The following is a 21,587-nucleotide window of genomic DNA, read 5'->3' as shown; positions in this document are numbered from 1 at the left end:
CAACCGGCCCCGGCCCGGGCACACCACCGGGCCCGGATGGCCCCGCACCACCGCAAGACACCGGGAACTCCGCAGGCCCCGGGAATGCAAGGGCCCCCCACGCACCCGCCAGAGCCAACCTACCCTTGCTGCCTTCCGGCCCTGGGGGAGTTCAGTCAGATAGCGCCACGTGAGGGGCTGATGCCTACCTTAGCCGATCCCACACCGGCCAAGTCCACCGGCCGCCGTCCCGACCCCCGCCGTGGGGAACGTGTTCGCGAGCACTCCTCAACGTCTTGTATTGTTTGCCGCGGAGGATTCGCCTAGTGGCCTAGGGCGCACGCTTGGAAAGCGTGTTGGGGGCAACCCCTCACGAGTTCGAATCTCGTATCCTCCGCCATTGCTCTCACCGGGCAATACGTCGAAGGGCCCCACCGCTTGCGGTGGGGCCCTTCGGCGTTGTCTCAGCCCTCGTTGTCCTGGTCTTTGTCCACAAGGGCTGTTTGCGGGGCTCCCCAGATCGCCGTGCCGATCTTCCGGGCCACCTCCTTCAGCAGATGGTCGGGGACGTGGAGGTACCGCGCCCGCATCCATGCGGCCCCGGTCGACGGATGTGATTATGGAAGGGTTGCCTGACACCCCGGAGAATCGGCGTGCAGTAGCGCTCGCGGCATTGAGCTTCGCTCGTGCTCGTGGCTGGAAAGGCGGAGAGGGGCGGTGGGAGCGCCAGCACGCCCTGGTCACCTGCGGCCTGACATCAGTGCTTGACATCAACGTGGGCGTACAGCGGCGTACACCAGGCGAGGCCGGCAGCACTGCGGATGCGCGGGCAAGGCATGGGTGCTGCGAGGTCGCCACGCTCCAGGACCACGTGCACCCGCCTTGAAACAGGCGCTCGTCATGGGCGAGCGCGCCCTCGAAAGCGAGCGCCAGTCCGTCCCTTCGCTCATCATGACGAGCCGCGAGCTGGCAGCCGAGATGAGGAGTTCCCACCCGCCACGTGTTTTCGGGCCGACTCGGACCCAGCGTGCCCGACGGGTCGGCATGGTGCCTGCGACTCTCCCGGCTTCGCTCGCGCGGGAGCGCCCCGCAGCGCGTGGCTGCGGGGCGCCTAGTGGGGTTTAGTCGACCATCTGCCCGTCGAACGTACCGCCCCTGCAGGTGTTGGTCGCCCGATCGACCATTCCGCCGCCCTTCTCGCACTCACCTGGGGTGGGGCTTTCGGCGGGGCTGGTGGCGGTGGCGGTGGCGGCGGTGGCGGTGGCGGCGGTGGCGGTGGCGGCGCCTGTGAGGCCGAGTCCGGTGAGGGCTGCCGTGGCGATGACGGCGGCGAGGATTCGTCGAATGCGCATTTGGTTCCCCTTTCACGCATTGCCTCGGTTGGGACAGTACTCAGCTTGATCTTCACCCCTGTGGGTGGCACGTCATGTTGCGCCATTCGGGTGACATTGCTGTCGAGTGCGGGGTCGGTGACGCGACCCGTCGGACATCAGTAGCTGACATCAACAGGGGTGTACAACCGCGCACGGTGGCAACCTCCTTGGTGGCCGGCATGCCCACGAAACCCGAGCGGACGAAGGCCCATGACTGGGCTGCACCCGCCTACGGATCAGATGGCGCCCGCTGCCGCAAGAGCCGCCTCGATCGACCAAGGCAAGCGCACTGCGTCCCGAGCCCCCGCCCGAGCGGTGGGGGCCCGACCACACCCACGGCACTACAATCGAACACGTGTCCTATCTGCCGCCCGATCTGCCTCGCCTCCGCACCCCGCGGACCTGGCACGCCATGTGGGTGGCGCGCATCGACGAGGCGATCGCGACGGTCGAGCAGCGGGAGAAGGAGCGGCAGCAGGGCGAGGAGCGGCGGCCGCCCACACCGGACTGGATCATTGAGCTCAGCATCGGGGTCGGCGCCCGTCCCGTCTAGGTTCATGTCGGCGGGTGCTACGCCGCCGGGAAGCGCCACAGCGCCATCACCCGCGAGCAGGATCTCGCCGCTCTCGCCGACGGAATCCGGGCCTGCATCCACTGCCGGCCTGACACCGAGTTGGGGGTGCTGTGAACAACTCGCCCACAGCGGCTCACCATGGGTGCCAGCGAGCGCGGTAGAACTTTCTCTACTTCATCAAGGCGCCCGGCTGCGCTCCGCTTCGCCGCGCGTCGGCATCTGCCTCACGGCCGGCGATGACGCCATCGCCGCTCACGACTTGCCTGATCGCGAGTACGGGCCGAGACGGTTCGCCGGCGTGAATGAATCAGACAAGCCATGTCACATCGCCGGAATTGACATATAAGCACCTAAAGTGACGGGCGATCACAGTGGGTGATCCGCGGCTTGTTGTCGGCGCCAGTGGTGTGGTCGACGGAGGCCGTCCTTATTTGTGAGGCGGAGGTGCCGGTGACCAGGCGCATGAGCAAGCAGACAGGATCGCATCGCGGTCCGGGGCCCGAGAACATTCGACAGCGGCCGTGGTCATGGGCGTGGGTCCGGGTCTGTATGGCGGGGCTGGCCATCTTGGCGGGGCTGGCCTTGCCGGCCGTCGCCCCGTCCCCGGCCTGGGCCGCCTCAGGCCCGAACGCCTACGTCTCCAACCTGAATTCGAACAACGTGTCGGTGATCAACGTCGCCACCAACGTGGTCACCGCCACCGTCACCGTCGGCGCCGCCCCGGGCGATCTGGCCATCACCCCCGACGGCGCCCGCGCCTACGTCACCAATCGCAACTCGAACACGGTGTCGGTGATCAACACCGCCACGAACACGGTCACCGACACCATCCCCGTCGGCGCCCTCCCGACCGGTGTGGCCATCACCCCCGACGGCACCCACGTCTACGTCACCAATCAGTTGTCGGACACGGTGTCGGTGATCGGCACAGCCGCGAACACGGTCACCGACACCATCCCCGTCCCTGCCGGTAGCTGGCCGGCCGGTGTGGCCATCACCCCCAACGGCGCCCGCGCCTACGTCACCAATCGCAACTCGAACACGGTGTCGGTGATCGAAACGGCCACGAACACGGTCACCGACACCATCCCTGTCAGCATCGTCCCGACCCGTGTGGCCATCACCCCCGACGGCGCCCGCGCCTACGTCACCAATCAGTTCTCGAACAATGTGTCGGTGATCGCCGCGGCCACGAACACGGTCACCGACACCATCCCTGTCGGCGTCGTCCCGAGCAATGTGGCCATCACCCCCGACGGCGCCCGCGTCTACGTCACCAATCAGTCGTCGAACAACGTGTCGGTGATCGCCACGGCCACGAACACGGTCACCACCACCGTCCCTGTCGGCATCGCGCCGTTCGGTGTGGCCATCACCCCCGACGGCGCCCGCGTCTACGTCACCAATCAGCAGCCGAACAATGTGTCGGTGATCGCCACGGCCACGAACACGGTCACCACCACCGTCCCCGTCGGCAGCATTCCGTTCGGTGCGGCCATCGGCACGCCGCCATTCCCCTCCCTGACCGTCACCAAGACCCACCGCGGCGCGTTCGTTCAGGGCAAGAAGAACACCTACAGCATCACGGTCACCAACAACGGCACCGGCCCGACCGACGGCACCACCGCCACCGTGACCGACACCCTGCCCACGGGGCTGACCGCCGCCTCCCTCAGCGGCACCGGATGGACCTGCACCCTGGCCACCCTCACCTGCACCCGCAGCAACACCCTCGCCCCCGGCGGCAGCTACCCGACGATCACGCTCACGGTCAAGGCGTCCTGCACAACACCGAAGCACGTCACCAACACCGCCACGGTCACCGGCGGCGGCGACAGCACCACCCACACCGCCACCGACCGCACCACCATCAACCGCAACGATCGCTGCCACCGGCACGATCACCACCACCGCTGGTGACGACACCCCGGGGGCCGAGTTCGTCGGGGTAGTCGCTCGTACCTGATCTCGTTGTCCTGATCGTTGTCCAGTTCGCTGACGGACGTCGCTGTCCACTGTCGTACGCGCACCCCTTCTGACCTGCCGCGCGAACGTCCATGAACGGCCCCGTACGGTCGTACGCACAGTTGGAAAGCGTGTTGGGGGCAACCCCTCACGAGTTCGAATCTCGTATCCTCCGCCATTGCTCTCACCGGGCAATACGTCGAAGGGCCCCACCGCTTGCGATGGGGCCCTTCGACGTTCGTGGTCTCAGCTTGATGTTCAACCCGACGTTGTCGTTTGGGGAGGGGCGATGTCGATGCGGCCGGAAGGGCCGGGGAGACATGAGTGTCCCTTGGATCGGCACTGCTCAGTGGCCACCGGTCGGTGGGTCGTAGCGGGTCCCGCGCCGGCTCTCCGCGAGCGCCCGCTCGAGCTGCTCCTGCGCTCTCCGCTCGATGCCCTCGCTGGCGTGCAGCAGCTCGTCCATCTCCGTCGCTGTGAGCCGGGAAGGCGGCGGGCCCTCGTCGGTGAGGCGTTCGTAGAGCCATGCGCAGGCCAGGCTCTCGTCGGCGAAGCTCTTCAGTACCTCGCGCCTGCCGCGCTCGTGGACTCCCACGATCCACTCGCCCTCACGCCGAGCCAGGTAGTAGCCCTCGTGCGGAGGGCGACCGCCCGGGCAGCCGGGGATCTCGTAGTAGGCATCGGGGACCCCGGCTGCCCGCAGCGCCTCGCACAGCTGGTGACGGTCCATGGAGCCAGTCTCCCATCCGGGGCGATCCGTACGAGGCATGCGGCAGCCGTCGCAGCCGCGGGAACCTACGAGGTCACGAGCCGCACCAGGGTCCCGTTGCGCACCAGGTCCAGCACGGAGGTGCGCGGAATGTTCGGGCAGTACGAGCTGGACGTCACGTACTGGACACCCAGGCCGGGCTGCTCGAACGCCGGGGCGATCGGTCCCGCGCACACCGTGACGTCCCTGGTCACCCGGTACAGGTAGTAGTTGTACGGGTGACGCGGATCGGCGGTGTTGAGGCTGGACGGCGGGATGCTCCGCTTCCCGTATTTGGTGCCGGCGGGTGCCAGGTAGCGGCCCGCCTCGTTGCCGAAGCGGTCGACTTTCTGACCCGCGTGGAGCACGAGTTCGGCGGCGACCGGCTGCCCCTGGGGGTCCTTCGCGTAACCGTCGGCGTCCGGGTAGCGCCAGTCTCCCTGGCCGGTGTCGGCAGCCGGGTCCCACCACCGGTTCAGGAACCGGGTCGCGGTGAGGCGGCCGAGGCGCTGGTAGCGGTCGAGGGTGTTCGCCACCAGCCCACGGGTCGGCAGCTTCTTCGGGCCGAGCCGCCAGTCCTCGCAGAAGTACTCCGAGCGCAAGGCGTATGGAATGGGGTCCGGTACCAGGCCCCGGCATACGTACGGCCGGTGCGTGTCCTCGGCGACCGGTGCGACCGGTGCCGCCTGGGCGGCCGGAGCGCCGAAGAACAGCGAGCCCAGCAGGGCGGCCGCGGCGGCCAGCCCGGCGCACCGTCGTGGTGATGTCACTACAACTCCTGGGTGATCGTGTCTGGGGACGCCGTCACCGCGGGGGTGGCATGGGAAAGGGACCTGCGGACCAGCCCCGGAAGGACGAATGACGGCCTACGGAAGATCACTCAAACCACAGGGGAGAGTGAGAGGTGACGACGGCGCGGGTGATGCGCCCGAATGAGTGCGCGACGCCTCCCCAATGGGCGATGGCCGCCGCGCGTGCGCAGCCGTCGGTGGACCGGCGTCCGCCCGGCAAGCGTCGAGGACAGTCTCAGCCCTGGTCTCATTCACCCGCGTCCGACGCTGTACGGAGTTGCCACAACCAAGAACGCACGTGTCCCCCACCGGACCCGCAGACGGGCATTTGGAAAGCGGGTTGGGGGCGCCCCCTCACGAGTTCGAATCTCGTATCCTCCGCCATTGCTCTCACCGCGCATACGTCGAAGGGCCCACCGCTTGCGGTGGGGCCCTTCGACGTTCGTGGTCCCGTCTGGAGTCCCAACGAGACTTTTCGGATCCCTCCGGGCCGCTCCCGTCGGTGGCCACGCGCGCCGGCGAACCCGGCGTCCGATACGAGCGGCCGTGCTGATCGCTGCCATCAGCGAGTGGGGTCGACCGGCACTCTCGCGGCAGGCTTCGGCGCTCAGCCCCCGGCAGAGGGGTTGTCGAGCCAGATCACGATCCCGGTCAGGTCGTTGAGCACGGACGCGACGCCCGCCCTGATGGCGGCCGCGCAGCGCTCGGTGGTGAACGAGCCGGGGTCGTACGTCGAGGACATGCCGAGCCCTTCACCGCGGAAGGACGCACCGGACCAGTCGACCGCCGTGACGTTGTGGGTGGGCTCGGCCAGCTCCGCGCCCACGACGAGGAACTGCTGGGACAGGTGGTTCGGGGTGACCGTCGCGAGGGCGTCGACGAGGTCGTTGCCCGCGCTGACGATGAGGTCCGGGCCCATATCGAGAGCCTCGGTGATGCTGGGAACGAGGTCGGACGGGCCGTCGGCGGTCACCGTTCTGAGGTCGAGGTGTTCGTCCTCGGCCCAGTGCTGGACCGCCGTCACGAGAGTCTTGGTGGGGCGCTCGTCACCCGACGTGAGCAGGACCACGCGGTAGTCCTTCGGCGGGTGGACCCCGGTCCAGGAGCCGGGCCGCGGCGTGGCGGTCCCCTCCGGAGGGGGTGGGGAAGAGGGGTCGACGAACCCCGGACCGAGCGTGCCGACGGCAGTGGGCTCGGGGTGCGGCTGTGACCAGTCGTCGCCGGAGCTGCATCCGGTGACCAGCGCGGCGGCCGCGGCCAGCGCGGCAGCGGCCCGAAGCAGGGAATGCAAGGCGATCGTCCTCCGAGTGGTGGCGGATGGTGCGCCTACATCCTGCTATCCCGGTCCGTGCCGCCTTCATCCACAGGTGTCGTTATCGCGTTTGTTGTTCCACAGTTCGTCGGCCGCCCGTGTCGTGTTCACCCGTGACGCGCACCGTGCACTGGCAACCTGAAGGAGCAACATGTCACAACGGGTCCGTCTCATCATCGTCGGGATCACCGCGGCCGTGATCGCTTTCCTGAGCGCAGGTCAACCGGCGTCCGCCCACGGGTTCACGTCGACCGCGTACGTCGACGTCGCCGAGGGCGACGACGGCCACATACGGACGAAGCTGGGGCTCGAATACGACCTCTTCGTCGTATCCGCCGCCGACTACGAGGACGACGACCCCCTCTTCGAGACGGGTAACGCCGCGTTCGAGACCGGTGGCCCCGAGGAACAGGCCGCGGCGCTCAACGCCCATGCGGAGTCGGCCGTCAGGTATGTGGCCGAGCGATTCTCGGTCACCTCGGACGGCAGGGCGTGCACGCCGACACGGGTCGGCGACTTCACGATCGACCGGCGGGAGGACGTGCCGTACGCCGGTCTGCTGCTCGACTGGGCATGTTCCGAGCGGGGCGACGACCTCGAGGTGCGCAGCGGGCTGTTCCCCGATGCCGAGACGTACGTCAAGGACACCAAGACGATCGTCACCTACGAGCTCGACGGCCGCTCGGGCAGTGCCGCACTCGACGCCGGTCACCCTTCCTTCTCGATCGGTCAGGCCTGGTACGAACGGTTTTGGGAGTTCTTTCGCCTGGGTGGCGAGCACCTGCTGAGCGGGGTCGACCACATCCTGTTCCTGCTGGCACTCATCGCCGGGTCAAGGCGTCTGCGCGAGATCGTGCTCGTGGCAACGAGTTTCACCCTGGCGCACTCGGTGACGTTCATGCTCGCCGCCCTCGGTCTGGTCCACGTGCCTGCGAGCATCGTGGAGCCCATCATCGCGCTGTCGATCGCCGTGGTGGCCGGCTGGCACCTGTGGCGGCTCTGGCGGCGCCGCGGCCACGCGTCCGACCTCGAGACGGTGGGGCGCGGTCACTTCAGCCTGGACCGTGCGGGCTGGACCCGCCTCGGGGTCGTGTTCTGTTTCGGCCTCGTGCACGGCCTGGGCTTCGCGGGCGCGCTGGGCATCGACGAGGCGTGGTCGTGGACCCTGCTTTGGTCCTTGCTGGTGTTCAACGTCGGTATCGAGACTGTGCAGTTGACCATCATCGCCGTCGTCTTCCCGCTGTTGATCGTGCTGCGTCACCGGGCGCCGACGGCCGGCCTCTGGGCGACCGGCGTGATCTCGGCCGGCGTGTCAGCCGTGGGGCTGGTGTGGTTCGTGCAGCGGGCCTTCGAGATCTGAGACCGAATCAGGTCCCGCAAGATGTTCAGCCAACTCCGATACGGCATTTGTCGCGGGTTAACCATGTGAAGGAATCGTAATGATCTCCATTCCGTGCACTCATGTGCGTAAAAGGAACATAAAACAATGACATCGAGCACCAAGAGACAGGCTCCCGGGTCTGTACGGCGTCGCGTGGCCACTGGGGCCACAGCGGCATTCCTGGGCTTGGCCGTAGCCCTCGGCAGCGGCACGGCGTCCCCCGCCGCCGCCGCCGAATCCGCCACGCTCACCGGCGTCATACTCGGCGTGGGCGCCAACGAGGCCCAGCGCACCGTGACCTGGTATTCCTCGGCGGACACCGCGCAGAAGCTCCAGGTCGCCCCGACCACCGCGCTCGTCAACGGCGAGTTCCCGGCGGACGCTGCCAACTTCGACGCCACCGGCGCGGCGAACATCGCGACCAGCGGCGGCTTCAACCGCCACGCGACGATCACGGGCCTGAAGGAGCACACGGCGTACTCCTACCGTGTGGGCACCGAGGGCAACTGGTCCTCCACGTACTCCTTCAAGACGCAGGACTTCGAGGGCGACTACGACTTCCTGTTCTTCGGCGACCCGCAGATCGGCTCGTCCGGCAACCTGGCGCAGGACCAGGCCGGTTGGCAGGACACCGTGAACGTCTCGCTGGCGGCCAACCCCAACGCCGAACTGCTGCTGTCGGGCGGTGACCAGGTCGAGTCCGCGAACACCGAGTCCCAGTGGAACTCCTTCCTGGCCCCCGACAAGCTCCGCCAGTACCCGTGGGCTCCCACCATCGGTAACCACGACGTCGGCGGCAAGGCGTACGAGCAGCACTTCACCACCCCGAACACGGACCGCTCGGCCCCGCTGTACTCCAACGGCAACCCGGCGTCCAACACGTCCGGCGGTGACTACTGGTACATCTACAAGGATGTGCTGTTCATCAACCTCAACAGCAACAGCTACGCCACCTCCCAGGGCGGCGGCGGTGACGCGGCGCACATCAAGTACGTGACCGACGTGATCAACCAGCACGGCGCCGAGGCCAAGTGGAAGGTGCTCAGCTACCACCACGCGATCTACTCGCCGGCCTCCCACGCCAAGGACAACGACAACAAGGTCCGCCGCGTCGACTTCTCGGACGCGTTCTCCAAGCTCGGTGTCGACCTGGTCCTCCAGGGCCACGACCACAGCTACTCGCGCAGCTACGAGATCAAGAACGGCCAGAAGGCGAACCCGGACGAGAAGCCCGGCGCCGCTGACCTGTACCCCGGTCCCGGTGGCGTCATCTACGTGACCGCCAACTCCGCTTCGGGCTCGAAGTACTACGACATCACGAAGCCGGACAGCAGCGGCGCCAGCGGTGCCGGCAACGGTGCCGACCCGCAGAACCCGAACAACTACTGGTACAACTCGGTCCAGAACCAGGAGCACGTCCGCACCTACGTCAAGGTCCAGGTGCGCAGCGACAAACTCGTGGTCGAGGACATTCGCAGCGGCACCTGCGCGGCCCCGAACTCCGAGGTCGAGCAGGGCATGTCCTGCAACAACACCGACGCGGACCAGCCTGTCGGCTCAACCGTCGACAAGTTCCAGGTGCACCCGAACCACGGCACCGGCCAGGACCTCCAGGTCAACGTGCCGAACCCGGCCCCGGGCGAGTTCGGTTGGACGATCGACGGCTACAACGGCCTGGTGGACCTCGGCACCGCGCAGGAGCGCAACGGTGACCACTTCGAGGCCTCCGGCAAGATCAACCCGATCACCGTGTCGGACAGCCGCCGTTCGCTCGCCCCGTGGTCGATCTCGGCCAACGTGAGCGACTTCAAGGACGCCGACAAGAAGTTCTCCGGCTCGTACCTCGGCTGGAGCCCGTACGTCCTCGACCAGGGCGCCGGCGCAACCAGCGGCGAATCGGTGACCTCCGGCTACGACGACAACGGCAAGGGCCTGTCCGTCTCGCGCGGTCTTGCCTACGCCGACCAGGGCCACGCCCGTGGTGGGGCCAAGCTCGGCGCCGACCTGGGTCTGAAGATCCCGGACAGCGTCGCCAAGGGTGGCTACCGCGCCACTCTGACGATCACCGCACTGAGCAGCTGATCGACCCGTCCCAACCTGGCGGGGCGGGGCACCTCCCGGTGCCCCGCCCCGCCTGAAGTTCCAGGAGAAACCCGACATGCACCCGCCCGTCACGCGCCGGAAGACCACCGCCAGCGCGCTCGCTCGTACCGCCACTCTGGCCCTGCTCATGGCCCTCGCGATCGTCGGCCTGCGTGTCGACCCCGCTCTGGCAGACAACGGCGACGTCACCTGGACGGTCAGAACGGCCGCGAACGGGTACGGCGACGACCGCTCCAGCTTCAGTTACGGCGTGAACCCCGGCAGACAGATCAAGGACACCATGGTCGTCGCCAACCACAGCAAGTCCCCGCTCGAACTCGCCGTCTACGCCGCCGACGGCTTCACGACCGGCACCGGCCAGCTCGATCTGCTCACCAAGGACAAGAAGTCCGTCGGCATCGGCGCCTGGGTCCACGCCGGCCGCGACAGCGTCGTGATCAAGCCCGGCAAGTCCGCGAAGGTCCCCTTCACGGTCGCCGTGCCGGAGAACGCCACACCCGGCGACTACACAGGCGGCATCCTCACCTCCCTGCGGCAGTCCGACGACGCCGAGGGCATCAACGTGGACCGGCGCCTCGGCATCCGCGTCAAGCTGCGGGTCAGCGGCGAGCTCAAGCCGAAGCTCGCAGTCGAGGACCTCCACGTGGGCTACGCCGGGTCGTTCAACCCGTTCGCCAAAGGCGACGCCACCGTCACCTACACGATCCACAACACCGGCAACACCATCCTGTCGGCCAAGCAGACGGTGTCGGTCTCCGGCCCGTTCGGGTGGCTGCGGTCCGCGGCGGGCGACATCGCCGCCCCGCCGGAGCTGCTCCCCGGTGAGAGCTGGAAGGTGAAGGTGCCCGTTCACGGTGTGGCGCCCGGAGTCAGCCTGGCCGCCACCGCGACCCTGACACCTCTGCTCACCGACGCGTCGGGCTCCACCAGTGCGCTCAAGCCGGTCCAGGCCACGACACACGGCTGGGCCGTCCCGTGGACGCTGTTGATCCTGGTCGTCGTCGTGATCGCGGTGATCGCCGGGGCACTCGTTCTCCGGCGCCGCAACCGCGTACGGCGCAAGGCGCGTGAGGACGCCCGCGTGAGGGACGCCGTCGAGCAGGCGCTCCGCGACCAGTAGACACCGGCACGGTGACGGCCCGCCTGCGTCGTCGGTCCGACCTCGACGCGCCGCCGGCCAAGACAGTGGCGGCGAAGAACCGCGGCGACTCGGATCGGCTCGACGTCGTACTACTGGTTGAAGGGCCCCACCGCGAGCGGTGGGGCCCTTTCGTCATCGGCGACAATCGGGGCAACGCCGGTGTACGGCAGTGCCTGCCGAGAACGATGGAGGAATGCTGTGCCGACCTCGAAGCCACTGCGGAAGCTCGGCTTTCTGACCATCGGGCTGTTCGACGAGACCGATCCGAGCCGGGGCCACGAGTCGACCCTCTCGATCATCGAGCTGGGCGAGCGACTGGGCTTCGACAGCGCGTGGGTGCGGCACCGGCATCTGCAGTACGGCATCTCCTCCCCCGTCGTCGTTCTGGCGGCGGCCTCCCAGCGCACCAGCCGCATCCAGCTGGGTACCGCCGTCACCCCGCTGGGCTGGGAGAATCCGCTCCGGCTCGCCGAGGACCTGGCGACCGTCGACATCCTGTCGGGGGGCCGCCTCAACCCGGGGGTCAGCGTCGGTCCCCCCATGCACTACGAGCGGGTGAAGCACGCGCTCCACCCCGACACCGGCGACGCCGAGGACTTCGGCTACGAACGCGTGCGACGGCTCCTGGCGTTCGTGCGGGGGGAGCGGGCCACAGACTTCAGCGGTACGGAGGGCTTCGAGGCGTACTCCGACCGTGTCCAGCCGCACTCCCCCGGCCTGGCCGGCCGCATGTGGTACGGCGGCGGCAGCCTGCCGTCGGCCCGCTGGGCGGGTGAGCAGGGCATGAACTTCCTGACCAGCAGTGTCGTGAAGGCGGAGGAGTCGGAGGACTTCGCCGAGATCCAGCTTTCGCACATCCGGGCCTTCCGCGCCCATCACCCCGATGGCGACCGTGCCCGCGTCTCCCAAGGGCTGGTCGTCATCCCCACCGACACCGCCTCGGCGCAGCAGCGTGCCAAGTACGAGGCATACGCCCGCGAGCGGATGCCGCGCACCACCGCGCCGCAGGGGCCGGCCCGCATGATGTTCGCGCCCGACCTCGTCGGAAGTTCCGCCGAGATCGCCGAACGGCTCCATGCGCACGCCGCTTTCCGGGAGGTCGACGAGGTCGCGTTCGCACTGCCCTTCACCTTCGACCACGACGACTACGTCCAGATCCTCACCGACATCGCCACCGTGCTCGGTCCGGCTCTCGGCTGGCAACCGTCCGTCTGATCCGGGCCGCTGCGGGGCGTTCGGCGGCCGAGCCGGGCATCGGTGTGGCCGGCAGCCGCATCGCGCGTCCGGCACATCGGGGCTTCGGGTCGGGTCATGCCTGAGCCGTGGCGCCTTCGCCCGCGTCCCCCCTTCAGCGGCAGCAGACGGCCATCGGCAGCCCCTGGACTCGCCGTCGCCCGCCCCTGTCGCGATGATCGAAGACATGACACAGAGCAACAGGAACAAGGCCCTCACCTTGCGGATCGCGCAGCAGCCGGAAGCGGACGAGCTTCTCGGCCGCAGCCCGCTCGCGGCCATGATCGGCATGCTGCTGGACCAGCAGGTCCCGATGGAGTGGGCCTTCTCCGGCCCGTTCACCCTGGCGCAGCGGATGGGCTCCGACGACCTGGACGCCCATGAGATCGCTGCCTACGACCCCGAGGCGTTCACCGAGCTCTTCACCGCCAAACCCGCTCTGCACCGCTATCCCGGCTCCATGGCCAAACGGGTACAGCAGCTGTGCCAGTTCCTGGTCGCGGAGTACGACGGTGACGCGAGCGCGGTCTGGAGCGACGCCGGGACCGGCGCCGAGCTGCTGAAACGGCTGGAGGCGCTGCCCGGGTTCGGCGCCCAGAAGGCGCAGATCTTCCTGGCGCTGCTCGGCAAGCAACTGGACGTCCGGCCGACCGGCTGGCGGGCCGCTGCGGGTCCGTACGGGGAGGCGGGGTCGCACCGCTCGGTCGCCGACATCACCGGCCCCGACTCACTCGCCGAGGTCCGCGCGCACAAACAGGAGGCGAAGGCGGCGGCAAAGGCGGCTGCGGCGGCAAAGAAGAGGTGAAGCCGCAGCGGCGCACAGCCGCCGTGCCGGCTGTTCTCAGGTGGGAGCCGCTGTCCGCCTCCCACCGCACCGCCTCCGCTACCTCCTGCGGCGCGCCGTGCCGAAGAGCGAGCGCGAGATCTCCCGCCCCAGCTGCGTACCGACCGACCGCGCCAGCGACCGGAACACTCCGCTCCCCACCACCTGTTCCACCAGCGAAGCATCGTCCTCCCGCTGCCCGGACTTCTTCGCCGGCTCTTTCGCCGGCCGGCCCGCGGCCTCCGCCGCGGCCCGCTGCTCCGCCTCGTGCTCGGCGGTGAGCTTCTCGTACGCCGACTCCCGGTCCACCGGCTGTGCGTAACTCCCGTACAACGACGATCCCTTCACGGCCGCGTCCAGTTCCGCCGCGCCGAGCGGACCCATCAGCGACTGCGGCGACCGCAGCCGCGTCGCGGCGACCGGCGTCGGCGCGCCCGTCTCGCTCAGCACGGTGATCACCGCTTCGCCGATGCCCAGCCCGGTCAGCAACTCCTCCAGGTCGTACGACGAGTTCGGGAACGTCTTCACCGTCGCCCGTAGCGCCTTCGCGTCGTCCGGGGTGAACGCCCGCAGCGCGTGCTGCACCCGGTTGCCGAGCTGCGCCAGCACATCCCCCGGTACATCGCGCGGGGTCTGCGTGACAAAGAAGATGCCCACTCCCTTGGAACGGATCAGCCGCACGGTCTGCGTGATCGAGTCCAGGAACGCCTTCGACGCCCCGTTGAAGAGCAGATGCGCCTCGTCGAAGAAGAACACCAGCTTGGGCCGCTCGAGATCGCCGACCTCCGGCAGGTCGTGGAAGAGATCCGCGAGCAGCCACATCAGGAACGTCGAGAAGAGCTGCGGCTTGTCCTGTACGGCCGCCAGTTCCAGCACGGAGACCAGCCCCCGGCCGTCCGGCGCCTGCCGCAGGAACTCCGCCGTCTCGAACTCCGGCTCGCCGAAGAAGTCGCCCGCCCCCTGCTGTTCGAAGGCTGTGAGCGAACGCAGGATCACCCCGGCCGTGGCCGTGGAGAGCCCGCCGATCCCCTTGAGTTCGGGCTTGCCGGTGTCCGAGACGAGAAATGCGACGACGGCCCGCAGATCCTTCAGATCCACCAGCTCCAGGCCCTTGGCGTCGGCGTAGTGGAAGATCAGGCCGAGCGACTGCTCCTGCGTACGGTTCAGCTGGAGCACCTTGGAGAGCAGTACGGGACCGAAGTCGGTGACCGTCGCCCGCAGCGGAATGCCGGGGCCGATGCCGCCGAGCGCGTAGAACTCGCACGGGAAGCTCTTGGCCTCCCACTGCTGCCCGACCTGCCCGGCCCGATCGGTAACCTTGCCGCCCGGCGCGCCGGGAGCGGCGATGCCGGACACATCGCCCTTGATGTCGGCGAGAAAGACCGGCACGCCGTCGGCCGACAGCTGCTCGGCGATGAGCTGGAGGGTCTTGGTCTTGCCGGTGCCGGTGGCGCCGGCGACGAGTCCGTGCCGGTTGAGCATCGCCAGCGGGATGCGGATCTGCGCAGCAGGCAGGCATGCACCGTCCCAGAGCAGCGCCCCCAGGTCGAGGGCGGCGCCGTCGACGGCGTACCCGTCCGCGATCTCCCGGGCCTGCTGCGGCAGCACGCCGACGTCCTCCCCCAGGCCCTCGCCGACGCCGTCTTCGTTGCCCGATTCCGCGCTCCCGCCCGTGCTGTCGCTGCCACTCATCACGGCCTCTATTCCGGAATGTCTACATTTATGACGCTCTGGTCAGCATCGCAGTACCGTTCCATAGCTGCGCCCGGAGGCTCCAGGCCGGTAGGCTTTCCGTGTGATCTTCAAGCGCATCGGAAATGGGCGGCCTTATCCCGACCACGGCCGGGAAAGCACCCGGCAGTGGGCGGATGTCGCGCCGCGCCCGGTCCGCCTCGACCAGCTGGTGACGACCAAGGGTCAGCTGGACCTCGAAACCCTCCTCGCCGAGGACTCCACGTTCTACGGCGACCTGTTCGCCCATGTCGTGAAGTGGCAGGGCGACCTCTACCTGGAGGACGGGCTGCACCGCGCGGTTCGCGCAGCACTCCAGCAACGCCAGGTGCTGCACGCCCGGGTCCTCGAACTCGGCTGACGAACGGCACCCATCGGGTGCTTTCGGGTGCATTCGCACCCGGACGGGTGCCATCGGTTGATCATTTAGTACGCATCTTCACCGGGTCGCACTACGCTGCGCCCATGAGCATGCTCACTCCCCCCGGCCTGGGCGGAAAGTACCGCATCACGGGCGACAAATATCCGCGCATGCGGCGCCCCCGGCACCGCCGCAGACTGGTCCTCGTGTCCCTCGCCTCCGTGGTGACCCTCGGGCTGGCCGGATGGGGCACGCTGCAGCTCATCGACGTCTTCACCGGCGACAGGACGGCCAGCGCCGCCGACCGCAAGGCCGACTGCCCCTCCGTCAAGCCGTCCGCGCCCGCGAAGGCGCTCCCGCAGCCGGCGAGGATCACGGTCAACGTCTACAACGCGACACCGCGCGGCGGCCTCGCCAAGGCCGCGGCCGACGAGCTGAAGAAGCGCGGCTTCCGCATCGGCAAGGTAGGCAACGCCTCTGCCGCGTACGACAAGAAGGTCCCCGGTCCCGGGGTCCTGCTGGGCGCCCCGGCGGCCACGAACGGCACGTTCCCGGTCCTCGGTACGCAGCTGGCGGGCGCCACGCCGAAGACCGACACCCGCAAGACGGCGGATGTCGATCTGATCCTCGGTACGGCGTTCAAGAAGCTGAACACCCCGAAGGTCGCTGCTGCGGCCCTTACCGCACTGAACAAGCCGGCCCCCGCACCCTCCTGCGGGTGACACCGCAGTACAGGATGCGAGGGCCGAGAGCCTTCTTCGGAACCGTCGGGCCGGAGTGGCCCTAGCCGACGGTGCCGTACATCCGGTCGCCCGCGTCGCCGAGCCCCGGCACGATGTAGCCGTTCTCGTTGAGCCGCTCGTCGACCGAGGCGGTGACCACGGTGACCGGCGTGCCGGCCAGCTCGCGCTCCATCACCTCGACGCCCTCGGGCGCCGCGAGCAGCACAACGGCGGTGACGTCGTCCGCACCGCGCTTGATCAGCTCCTGGATGGCCGCGACCAGCGTGCCGCCGGTGGCGAGCATGGGGTCCAGGACGTACACCTGACGGCCCGAGAGGTCCTCCGGCATCCGCGTGGCGTACGTCTCCGCCTTGAGCGTCTCCTCATTGCGGATCATGCCCAGGAAGCCGACCTCGGCGGTCGGCAGCAGCCGCACCATGCCGTCGAGCATGCCCAGACCGGCCCGCAGGATCGGCACGACCAGGGGCCGCGGGTGCGACAGCTTCACGCCGGTGGTCGGCGTCACCGGGGTCTCGATGTCGACCTGCTCGGTGCGCACGTCCCGGGTGGCCTCGTAGGCGAGCAGGGTGACCAGCTCGTCGGCGAGCCGCCGGAAGGTCGGGGAGTCGGTGCGCTTGTCGCGCAGGGTGGTGAGTTTGTGCGCGACCAGCGGGTGGTCGACGACGTGGATCCGCATGGGCTCAACAGTAGCCGGGCCACCCGCACCCGTGCGCTGGCATCAATCGCCCGTTCGGAGGGAAGGTGAGGGCATACGGACCCAGCCTTGGGGTGATGCGCCGATGCCCGACGGGGAGCAGCAGGAGCGGGACCAGCCGGAACCGCAGGACACGCAGGGCCGCCGGGACACGCTGGACGCGCCCGAGACGGACGAGGAGCGCCGCAGGCGCCGCGCCCAGTTCCTGCGTGAGCTTCATGAGGCGAAGGCGCTGCGCGACCGGGTCCAGCCACGCCGGGCCAGGGCCGCCCGAATGCGCCAAGCCATGCGGATGCGGGCCTTCCGCTGGTAGCCGCCGGGACCGCCGGACGGCCCCCTGGAAGCGGTGTTGTCGACAACTCATGGACGACGCAACGGTCGAACTCCTCTCGCGAACGCTCGGTTTCTGCCACGATTCCGATGGGCGGGGCACAGGACAGCCGGATCACCGACTGTCCTCCCGCCGGACCGACACCCCTATGACCAGTGGGAGAGTCACGGTGTACTTCGCCGCACTGCTCGCGCGCACCGAAGACGGGTGGGAAGCGAGCGACACGGAACTCGACGATGTGGAGACCCTGTCCGATCTGACGGATCTGGCCCGTGAGGCCTCGGTGGACGAGGACACGGTGCTCGTCTTCATCGAGCAGGAGGACGCCTGGTTCGGCGTCATCCGGGTGGACGGTGAGGAGGACCCCCGTATCTACATCTCGGACGCGTCCGCCGCCGCCCGCTCCTCCTACGGGGAGATCCTGCTCACCGATGAACTGCTCGGCCGTGAACCCGAGGCCGAGGACTCGATTGCCGCCCTCGAAGAGCTCGTCGGCCTCGACGGTACGGAGGACGGCGAGCCGGACCACGCCACCGACAACAACAACAACGACACCGACCTCGACGACAACGACGACAACGACGACGGGCTCGACGCCGACGCCGTACCGACGGGTCCGCTCGGTGACACCGGGGTCCTGGCCGACCTCGGACTCCCCGAGAAGGAGCTGCTGATGCTGCGGACGGACGCACTGGTGGAGATCGCGGACGCGCTGGGAGCGGCCGAGGTCCTGGAAACCGTCCGTTAAGGTCCGCGGGTGACCGAACGACCGGGCCCGCACCGACTGCCAGAACCGCACGATCCTGTACGGGACCCGTGGCGGGCGCCCATGCGCCGCGCCCTGGACGAGGCCGCGCTCGCGGCGCGGGCCGGCGATGTGCCGGTCGGCGCCGTCGTCCTCGGCCCGGGTGGTGACCTGCTCGCCACGGGGCACAACGAACGCGAGGCGACCGGTGATCCGACCGCGCACGCCGAGATCCTCGCTGTGCGCCGGGCCGCCGCGGCGCTCGGCGAGTGGCGGCTCTCCGGGTGCACGCTGGTGGTCACCCTGGAGCCGTGCACGATGTGCGCGGGCGCGCTCGTGCAGTCCCGGGTGGCCCGTGTGGTCTACGGGGCACGGGACGAGAAGGCGGGCGCGGCGGGTTCGCTCTGGGACGTCGTACGGGACAGGCGGCTCAACCACCGCCCCGAAGTGATCCACGGGGTCCTGGAGGACGCCTGTTCCGCCCAGCTGACGGCCTTCTTCCGCGACCGCTGACGACGCGGCACCCCCACCTCCGGCCCGGCTTCCGCGCACGCCGGGGAATCGGATTTCGACCCACGGCCGAGATGGTCTAAGCTCTCTCTCGGTAGCGTGTCCGAGCGGCCGAAGGAGCTCGCCTCGAAAGCGAGTGTGGGGAAACTCACCGAGGGTTCAAATCCCTCCGCTACCGCAGGTAGACGAAGGGCCCGGTCCATTTGGACCGGGCCCTTCGTGCTGCTCCGTCTCAGTTTCCGTCTCAGTTGGGCCTTCGAGCGGCCCCGAGACGGGGGCCTTGATGAAGCGCCTCGCGCGCGCTCGACGTGAACGCAGTCAGGGCACGACCTGTTGCGGGGGCGAGTTCCTCAGCTTTCCGCCTCGCTTCCCGCACCCATCGCACGCGCTCCCGTACCCGCTCCAGGTCGGCGGCGGCGCGGTCCCTTGCCCCGCCTGTCCGAGCTTGCTCAGCCCCAACGACCAGGAATAGCCGGCGCCACTCGATCACGGCATCGGCGTGGCGCCGAACGGCATCGCGTAGATCCCCAGACGTCCCACGCACTTCCTCTGCCCCAAGCAGCCTGATCCGATAGTGAGCCCGCTCGACTGCATCGACTCCAGGGCCGATCTGATTCTCTCGAACCTGTTCGGCGGCAAGGTCCACTGAACCGCCATGACTGTCCAGCAGAGCTTTCATCGCGGTAACCGAGTCCACGTAGCGCGCGTATGCCACGTACATCTCGTTTACTGCGTCCAGTCGTCGTTCCTGGAGCCACTGCTCATGCGCTACGACAGCTTGATCACGCACTTGCTTCTGTGTGGCGTGAGCCGCCGTCTCCGCACCAGTCTTCGCTCCCCAAGCGGCCCAAAAGCCACCGATTCCAGCCCCCACCAGTCCAGCAACTCCGGCCAGTACCGCCGCTATCCCCTCGTCCATGACGGCAGCATGCAAGATCGGAGCGGAGGCTCGCATGGAGATTGGAGGCTTGGGCTGCCGTCCCTCCCGAGGGACGGCAGCCCTGCCCGGCTCAGCCGACCGGCACGAGCGCCCCACCAGCGCCATAGTCATCAGCGTCCGAACGATCGCTGGTCTGCTTCCAGATGAGTCCGTCGACCTGCCGCGCGACGTCGTTTCGGACCGTGTCGACCATGTGCTGATACCGGGCAGCCATGGCGGTGGAGGACCACCCCATGAGCCCCATGACCGCCCGCTCCGACACTCCCAGGATCAACAGCACCGTCGCGGCGGTATGGCGAGCGTCGTGCAATCGGCCGTCGCGTACCTTCGCGACTTGTAGCAGCTCCTTCCAGTCGTCGTAGTCCGTACGAGGAGACGTGCCCCGACCGGTTACCGTGGCGAACAACCATCCCTCTTCGGTCCACTGCTCTCCGGCAGCTGCCTTCTCCGCGTCCTGTCGCTTCAGGTGTGTACGGAGCAGGTCCACGAGCTGCTGCGGGAGTCCGACCGCCCGGCGGCCGGCGCGGGACTTGGTGTCTGCCGTCTCCGGATTGGTTCGCTGCCGCTGGGGGCAGTACCCGGCCTTACGCCCGCATGCCTTGGCGTCGGCGCAGCCGTGGGCGTACTGCGGTCGGCGTCGACTACGCCGGACCATGAGAACGCCACGCCCAAGGTCCACGTCGGTCCACTTGAGTCCCAGCGCCTCGCCCTGCCGCAGTCCGAGCGCCAGCGCAACGGCCCACCAGCCGAGTTCCGCCGATCGTCGGCAGCCCGCAGCAGCCTCTGTACCTCTTCGACGGTGAACGGCTCGATCTCCTCTTCCCGCACCCGGGGCGCCTTGGCCAGACGCACGGGGTTCTGTCCGAGGCGCCCCCGCCGCACCGCCTCATTGAGGGCGGTGCGGAAGGTGCGGTGAACCTGGTGGGCAGTGCCTGGCTTGCTGCCGGCCGCCATCATCCGGCCGTAAAGGTGCTCGATGTGCTCGGGCCTGAGCTTGTCCAGCTTGTGCGCTCCGAGGCCCGGGATCAGGTGCTTCCTGACCGCGACCCCGTAGCCAACCATCGTGTTCTCGTTGACTCCGAGCGGGGCGATGTCCTCCACCCAGTGCGTGAGCCACGTGGCCACGGTCCAGGCACGCCCCGGCTTGCGCAGCGTCTTGGCGTCGCGCCCATGTTCAAGTTCCTTGACGGCTTTGGTCACCTCGGCACGGGACTTGCGTTCGACGTGACGGCGGTCCGGCTTGCCATCATCCCTGATGCCGACGGTTACGCGGCCGTGCCACTTCCCATCCTTGCCCAGGTAAATCGAGGACCGGCCGTTGGGCTGTCGAGTGCGCTTGCTCTTCTCTTCTGCCATGAGTGCTCCTCAGGCCGTCGTGGCGATGGTGATAGTGGTGGTGGGCCGCCTCTTGCGGCAGCGGGTGACGAACTCGGGTACGGCATCGGCGGGCACCCTGCGGAGGCGGCCGACGGTGATGGATTCCAGCTCTCCCGAGCTGATGAGCCGGTAGCAGACGGTGCGGCCGATCCGGAGGCGGCGGGCAGCCTCCTCCACGGTGAGCAGTACGAGGGTGTTATCGAGTGTGTCGACGGGGGCCGTGTCCATGCGGAGATCTCCCTTGGAGCGAAGGAGTGGGCCTGGGGGCCTTGCAGGGGTAGCGGATGCGCCTGCCTGTCCGAGGTTCGGATTTCTGCGTCACCGCGTCATCAGCGTCACTTAAGCCTCTGACCTGCGGTTTTGGGTGACGCTGCGGATCGAGAGTGCGTCACCGGTGCGTCACCGGTGCGTCATCGGCTGCGTCACCGGGTGACGCAGGTGACGCAGGATGACGCAGAGCCCGCCGTCTGCGTCATCGCTATCGGCGCTGGTCAGGTGCCGTTTTCCGGTCCGGGTGACGCAGGTGACGCAGCGTCTTCCCTCTTAGGACAAAGAAGGGGCTGCCTGTAGTAGTTCGGCGCGCCTTACAGAGCGAAGAAGGAGCCGCTTTGCGGCGCGACCTTGGGGCGGGGGGGGGGGGGGGGGGGGGGGGGGGGGGGGGGGGGGGGGGGGGGGGGGGGGGGGGGGGGGGCGGGGGTGGTGGGAGACGGGGAGAGGGAGGGGGCGAGGGCG

At 68.6% G+C, this 21,587-nt stretch carries 19 protein-coding genes, 2 tRNA genes, 1 other RNA gene and 3 pseudogenes; 15 read left to right on the top strand and 10 right to left on the bottom strand.

Going from position 1 to position 21,587, the window contains the following annotated elements; all coding sequences use genetic code 11:
* Window positions 1–85 precede the first annotated feature (85 nt).
* Window positions 86–182, bottom strand: an RNA gene (gene ffs / locus ACIA8E_RS14895) — signal recognition particle sRNA small type.
* A 109-nt stretch (window positions 183–291) separates the two neighbouring features.
* On the opposite strand from ffs, the gene ACIA8E_RS14890 reads away from it, so the two are divergent.
* A tRNA-Ser gene (locus ACIA8E_RS14890) sits at window positions 292–379 on the top strand.
* A 64-nt stretch (window positions 380–443) separates the two neighbouring features.
* On the opposite strand, the pseudogene ACIA8E_RS14885 reads toward ACIA8E_RS14890, so the two are convergent.
* Together ACIA8E_RS14885 and ACIA8E_RS14880 are read right to left on the bottom strand one after the other, a co-directional pair.
* A pseudogene (locus ACIA8E_RS14885) lies at window positions 444–581 on the bottom strand (site-specific integrase); the annotation flags it as partial.
* Window positions 582–1,100: 519 nt separating this feature from the next.
* Entirely contained in the window at window positions 1,101–1,331 is a 231-nt protein-coding gene (locus ACIA8E_RS14880) for a hypothetical protein (protein WP_399298030.1), read from the bottom strand.
* Window positions 1,332–1,707: 376 nt separating this feature from the next.
* Between ACIA8E_RS14880 and ACIA8E_RS14875 the strand changes: the two genes are divergently transcribed.
* From ACIA8E_RS14875 to ACIA8E_RS14865, 3 genes and pseudogenes are all read left to right on the top strand, one after another.
* Window positions 1,708–1,905: a hypothetical protein gene (locus tag ACIA8E_RS14875; RefSeq protein ID WP_399298028.1), complete on the top strand. Its 198-nt coding sequence runs from the start codon at window positions 1,708–1,710 to the stop codon at window positions 1,903–1,905.
* Between the two features lie 12 nt (window positions 1,906–1,917).
* Window positions 1,918–2,040: pseudogene (locus ACIA8E_RS14870) on the top strand (DUF6233 domain-containing protein); the annotation flags it as partial.
* 348 nt (window positions 2,041–2,388) lie between these two features.
* Window positions 2,389–3,846 (top strand): beta-propeller fold lactonase family protein, encoded by a 1,458-nt coding sequence (locus ACIA8E_RS14865; protein ID WP_399298026.1) that lies wholly within the window; start codon window positions 2,389–2,391, stop codon window positions 3,844–3,846.
* Between the two features lie 391 nt (window positions 3,847–4,237).
* Here ACIA8E_RS14865 and ACIA8E_RS14860 read toward each other — a convergent pair whose 3' ends face one another.
* The 3 genes from ACIA8E_RS14860 to ACIA8E_RS14850 form a co-directional block, all read right to left on the bottom strand.
* Window positions 4,238–4,621: a hypothetical protein gene (locus tag ACIA8E_RS14860; protein ID WP_399298024.1), complete on the bottom strand. Its 384-nt coding sequence runs from the start codon at window positions 4,619–4,621 to the stop codon at window positions 4,238–4,240.
* A gap of 65 nt (window positions 4,622–4,686) precedes the next feature.
* Window positions 4,687–5,409, bottom strand: a complete 723-nt coding sequence (locus ACIA8E_RS14855; RefSeq protein WP_399298022.1) for a TNT domain-containing protein — start codon at window positions 5,407–5,409, stop codon at window positions 4,687–4,689.
* A gap of 628 nt (window positions 5,410–6,037) precedes the next feature.
* Window positions 6,038–6,721, bottom strand: coding sequence for a hypothetical protein (locus ACIA8E_RS14850; protein WP_399298020.1), 684 nt, complete (start codon window positions 6,719–6,721; stop codon window positions 6,038–6,040).
* A gap of 172 nt (window positions 6,722–6,893) precedes the next feature.
* Between ACIA8E_RS14850 and ACIA8E_RS14845 the strand changes: the two genes are divergently transcribed.
* From ACIA8E_RS14845 to ACIA8E_RS14825, 5 genes are all read left to right on the top strand, one after another.
* Window positions 6,894–8,102 carry a HupE/UreJ family protein gene (locus ACIA8E_RS14845; RefSeq protein ID WP_399298018.1) on the top strand — a complete coding sequence of 403 codons (1,209 nt, stop codon included), beginning with the start codon at window positions 6,894–6,896 and terminating at the stop codon, window positions 8,100–8,102.
* Window positions 8,103–8,228: 126 nt separating this feature from the next.
* Window positions 8,229–10,205 carry a fibronectin type III domain-containing protein gene (locus ACIA8E_RS14840; RefSeq protein WP_399298016.1) on the top strand — a complete coding sequence of 659 codons (1,977 nt, stop codon included), beginning with the start codon at window positions 8,229–8,231 and terminating at the stop codon, window positions 10,203–10,205.
* Window positions 10,206–10,281: 76 nt separating this feature from the next.
* Complete coding sequence (locus ACIA8E_RS14835) at window positions 10,282–11,346, top strand: WxL protein peptidoglycan domain-containing protein (RefSeq protein WP_399298014.1); 1,065 nt, start codon at window positions 10,282–10,284, stop codon at window positions 11,344–11,346.
* A gap of 219 nt (window positions 11,347–11,565) precedes the next feature.
* Entirely contained in the window at window positions 11,566–12,582 is a 1,017-nt protein-coding gene (locus ACIA8E_RS14830; RefSeq protein ID WP_399298012.1) for an LLM class flavin-dependent oxidoreductase, read from the top strand.
* Between the two features lie 205 nt (window positions 12,583–12,787).
* Window positions 12,788–13,405, top strand: a complete 618-nt coding sequence (locus ACIA8E_RS14825; protein WP_399298010.1) for an HhH-GPD-type base excision DNA repair protein — start codon at window positions 12,788–12,790, stop codon at window positions 13,403–13,405.
* Between the two features lie 78 nt (window positions 13,406–13,483).
* On the opposite strand, the gene ACIA8E_RS14820 is transcribed toward ACIA8E_RS14825, so the two are convergent.
* Window positions 13,484–15,115, bottom strand: a complete 1,632-nt coding sequence (locus ACIA8E_RS14820; protein ID WP_399298008.1) for a helicase HerA-like domain-containing protein — start codon at window positions 15,113–15,115, stop codon at window positions 13,484–13,486.
* 103 nt (window positions 15,116–15,218) lie between these two features.
* Between ACIA8E_RS14820 and ACIA8E_RS14815 the strand changes: the two genes are divergently transcribed.
* Together ACIA8E_RS14815 and ACIA8E_RS14810 are read left to right on the top strand one after the other, a co-directional pair.
* Complete coding sequence (locus tag ACIA8E_RS14815; protein WP_003955420.1) at window positions 15,219–15,515, top strand: type II toxin-antitoxin system VapB family antitoxin; 297 nt, start codon at window positions 15,219–15,221, stop codon at window positions 15,513–15,515.
* A gap of 104 nt (window positions 15,516–15,619) precedes the next feature.
* Window positions 15,620–16,237: a LytR C-terminal domain-containing protein gene (locus tag ACIA8E_RS14810; protein ID WP_399298006.1), complete on the top strand. Its 618-nt coding sequence runs from the start codon at window positions 15,620–15,622 to the stop codon at window positions 16,235–16,237.
* Window positions 16,238–16,298: 61 nt separating this feature from the next.
* Here the strand turns inward: ACIA8E_RS14810 and upp are convergent, their stop codons facing one another.
* Window positions 16,299–16,934, bottom strand: a complete 636-nt coding sequence (gene upp, locus ACIA8E_RS14805; RefSeq protein ID WP_399298005.1) for a uracil phosphoribosyltransferase — start codon at window positions 16,932–16,934, stop codon at window positions 16,299–16,301.
* Between the two features lie 103 nt (window positions 16,935–17,037).
* Between upp and ACIA8E_RS14800 the strand changes: the two genes are divergently transcribed.
* From ACIA8E_RS14800 to ACIA8E_RS14785, 4 genes are all read left to right on the top strand, one after another.
* Window positions 17,038–17,265 carry a hypothetical protein gene (locus tag ACIA8E_RS14800; protein WP_399298003.1) on the top strand — a complete coding sequence of 76 codons (228 nt, stop codon included), beginning with the start codon at window positions 17,038–17,040 and terminating at the stop codon, window positions 17,263–17,265.
* A 187-nt stretch (window positions 17,266–17,452) separates the two neighbouring features.
* Entirely contained in the window at window positions 17,453–18,031 is a 579-nt protein-coding gene (locus ACIA8E_RS14795; RefSeq protein ID WP_399298155.1) for a hypothetical protein, read from the top strand.
* Between the two features lie 81 nt (window positions 18,032–18,112).
* On the top strand, window positions 18,113–18,541 hold the full coding sequence (tadA, locus tag ACIA8E_RS14790; RefSeq protein WP_399298153.1) for a tRNA adenosine(34) deaminase TadA: 429 nt from the start codon (window positions 18,113–18,115) through the stop codon (window positions 18,539–18,541).
* Between the two features lie 90 nt (window positions 18,542–18,631).
* A tRNA-Ser gene (locus tag ACIA8E_RS14785) sits at window positions 18,632–18,716 on the top strand.
* Window positions 18,717–19,548: 832 nt separating this feature from the next.
* Here ACIA8E_RS14785 and ACIA8E_RS14780 read toward each other — a convergent pair.
* Both ACIA8E_RS14780 and ACIA8E_RS14775 read right to left on the bottom strand, forming a co-directional pair.
* A pseudogene (locus tag ACIA8E_RS14780) lies at window positions 19,549–20,834 on the bottom strand (tyrosine-type recombinase/integrase).
* A 9-nt stretch (window positions 20,835–20,843) separates the two neighbouring features.
* On the bottom strand, window positions 20,844–21,083 hold the full coding sequence (locus ACIA8E_RS14775; protein WP_399298001.1) for an excisionase family DNA-binding protein: 240 nt from the start codon (window positions 21,081–21,083) through the stop codon (window positions 20,844–20,846).
* Between the last annotated feature and the right edge of the window lie 504 nt (window positions 21,084–21,587).

It is taken from the genome of Streptomyces sp. NPDC051664 (assembly GCF_044453545.1).
GTDB lineage: Bacteria > Actinomycetota > Actinomycetes > Streptomycetales > Streptomycetaceae > Streptomyces.
This window is presented reverse-complemented; position numbering and strand designations above follow the sequence as displayed.

Excerpts from the sequence above, each read along its gene's own strand:
- ACIA8E_RS14880 (WP_399298030.1), bottom strand. The coding sequence starts at position 1,331 with ATGCGCATTCGACGAATCCTCGCCGCCGTCATCGCCACGGCAGCCCTC.
- ACIA8E_RS14865 (WP_399298026.1), top strand. The coding sequence starts at position 2,389 with ATGAGCAAGCAGACAGGATCGCATCGCGGTCCGGGGCCCGAGAACATT.
- ACIA8E_RS14860 (WP_399298024.1), bottom strand. The coding sequence starts at position 4,621 with ATGGACCGTCACCAGCTGTGCGAGGCGCTGCGGGCAGCCGGGGTCCCC.
- ACIA8E_RS14845 (WP_399298018.1), top strand. The coding sequence starts at position 6,894 with ATGTCACAACGGGTCCGTCTCATCATCGTCGGGATCACCGCGGCCGTG.
- ACIA8E_RS14840 (WP_399298016.1), top strand. The coding sequence starts at position 8,229 with ATGACATCGAGCACCAAGAGACAGGCTCCCGGGTCTGTACGGCGTCGC.
- ACIA8E_RS14835 (WP_399298014.1), top strand. The coding sequence starts at position 10,282 with ATGCACCCGCCCGTCACGCGCCGGAAGACCACCGCCAGCGCGCTCGCT.
- ACIA8E_RS14825 (WP_399298010.1), top strand. The coding sequence starts at position 12,788 with ATGACACAGAGCAACAGGAACAAGGCCCTCACCTTGCGGATCGCGCAG.
- ACIA8E_RS14820 (WP_399298008.1), bottom strand. The coding sequence starts at position 15,115 with ATGAGTGGCAGCGACAGCACGGGCGGGAGCGCGGAATCGGGCAACGAA.
- ACIA8E_RS14810 (WP_399298006.1), top strand. The coding sequence starts at position 15,620 with ATGAGCATGCTCACTCCCCCCGGCCTGGGCGGAAAGTACCGCATCACG.
- upp (WP_399298005.1), bottom strand. The coding sequence starts at position 16,934 with ATGCGGATCCACGTCGTCGACCACCCGCTGGTCGCGCACAAACTCACC.
- ACIA8E_RS14800 (WP_399298003.1), top strand. The coding sequence starts at position 17,038 with ATGCCCGACGGGGAGCAGCAGGAGCGGGACCAGCCGGAACCGCAGGAC.
- tadA (WP_399298153.1), top strand. The coding sequence starts at position 18,113 with ATGCGCCGCGCCCTGGACGAGGCCGCGCTCGCGGCGCGGGCCGGCGAT.
- ACIA8E_RS14775 (WP_399298001.1), bottom strand. The coding sequence starts at position 21,083 with ATGGACACGGCCCCCGTCGACACACTCGATAACACCCTCGTACTGCTC.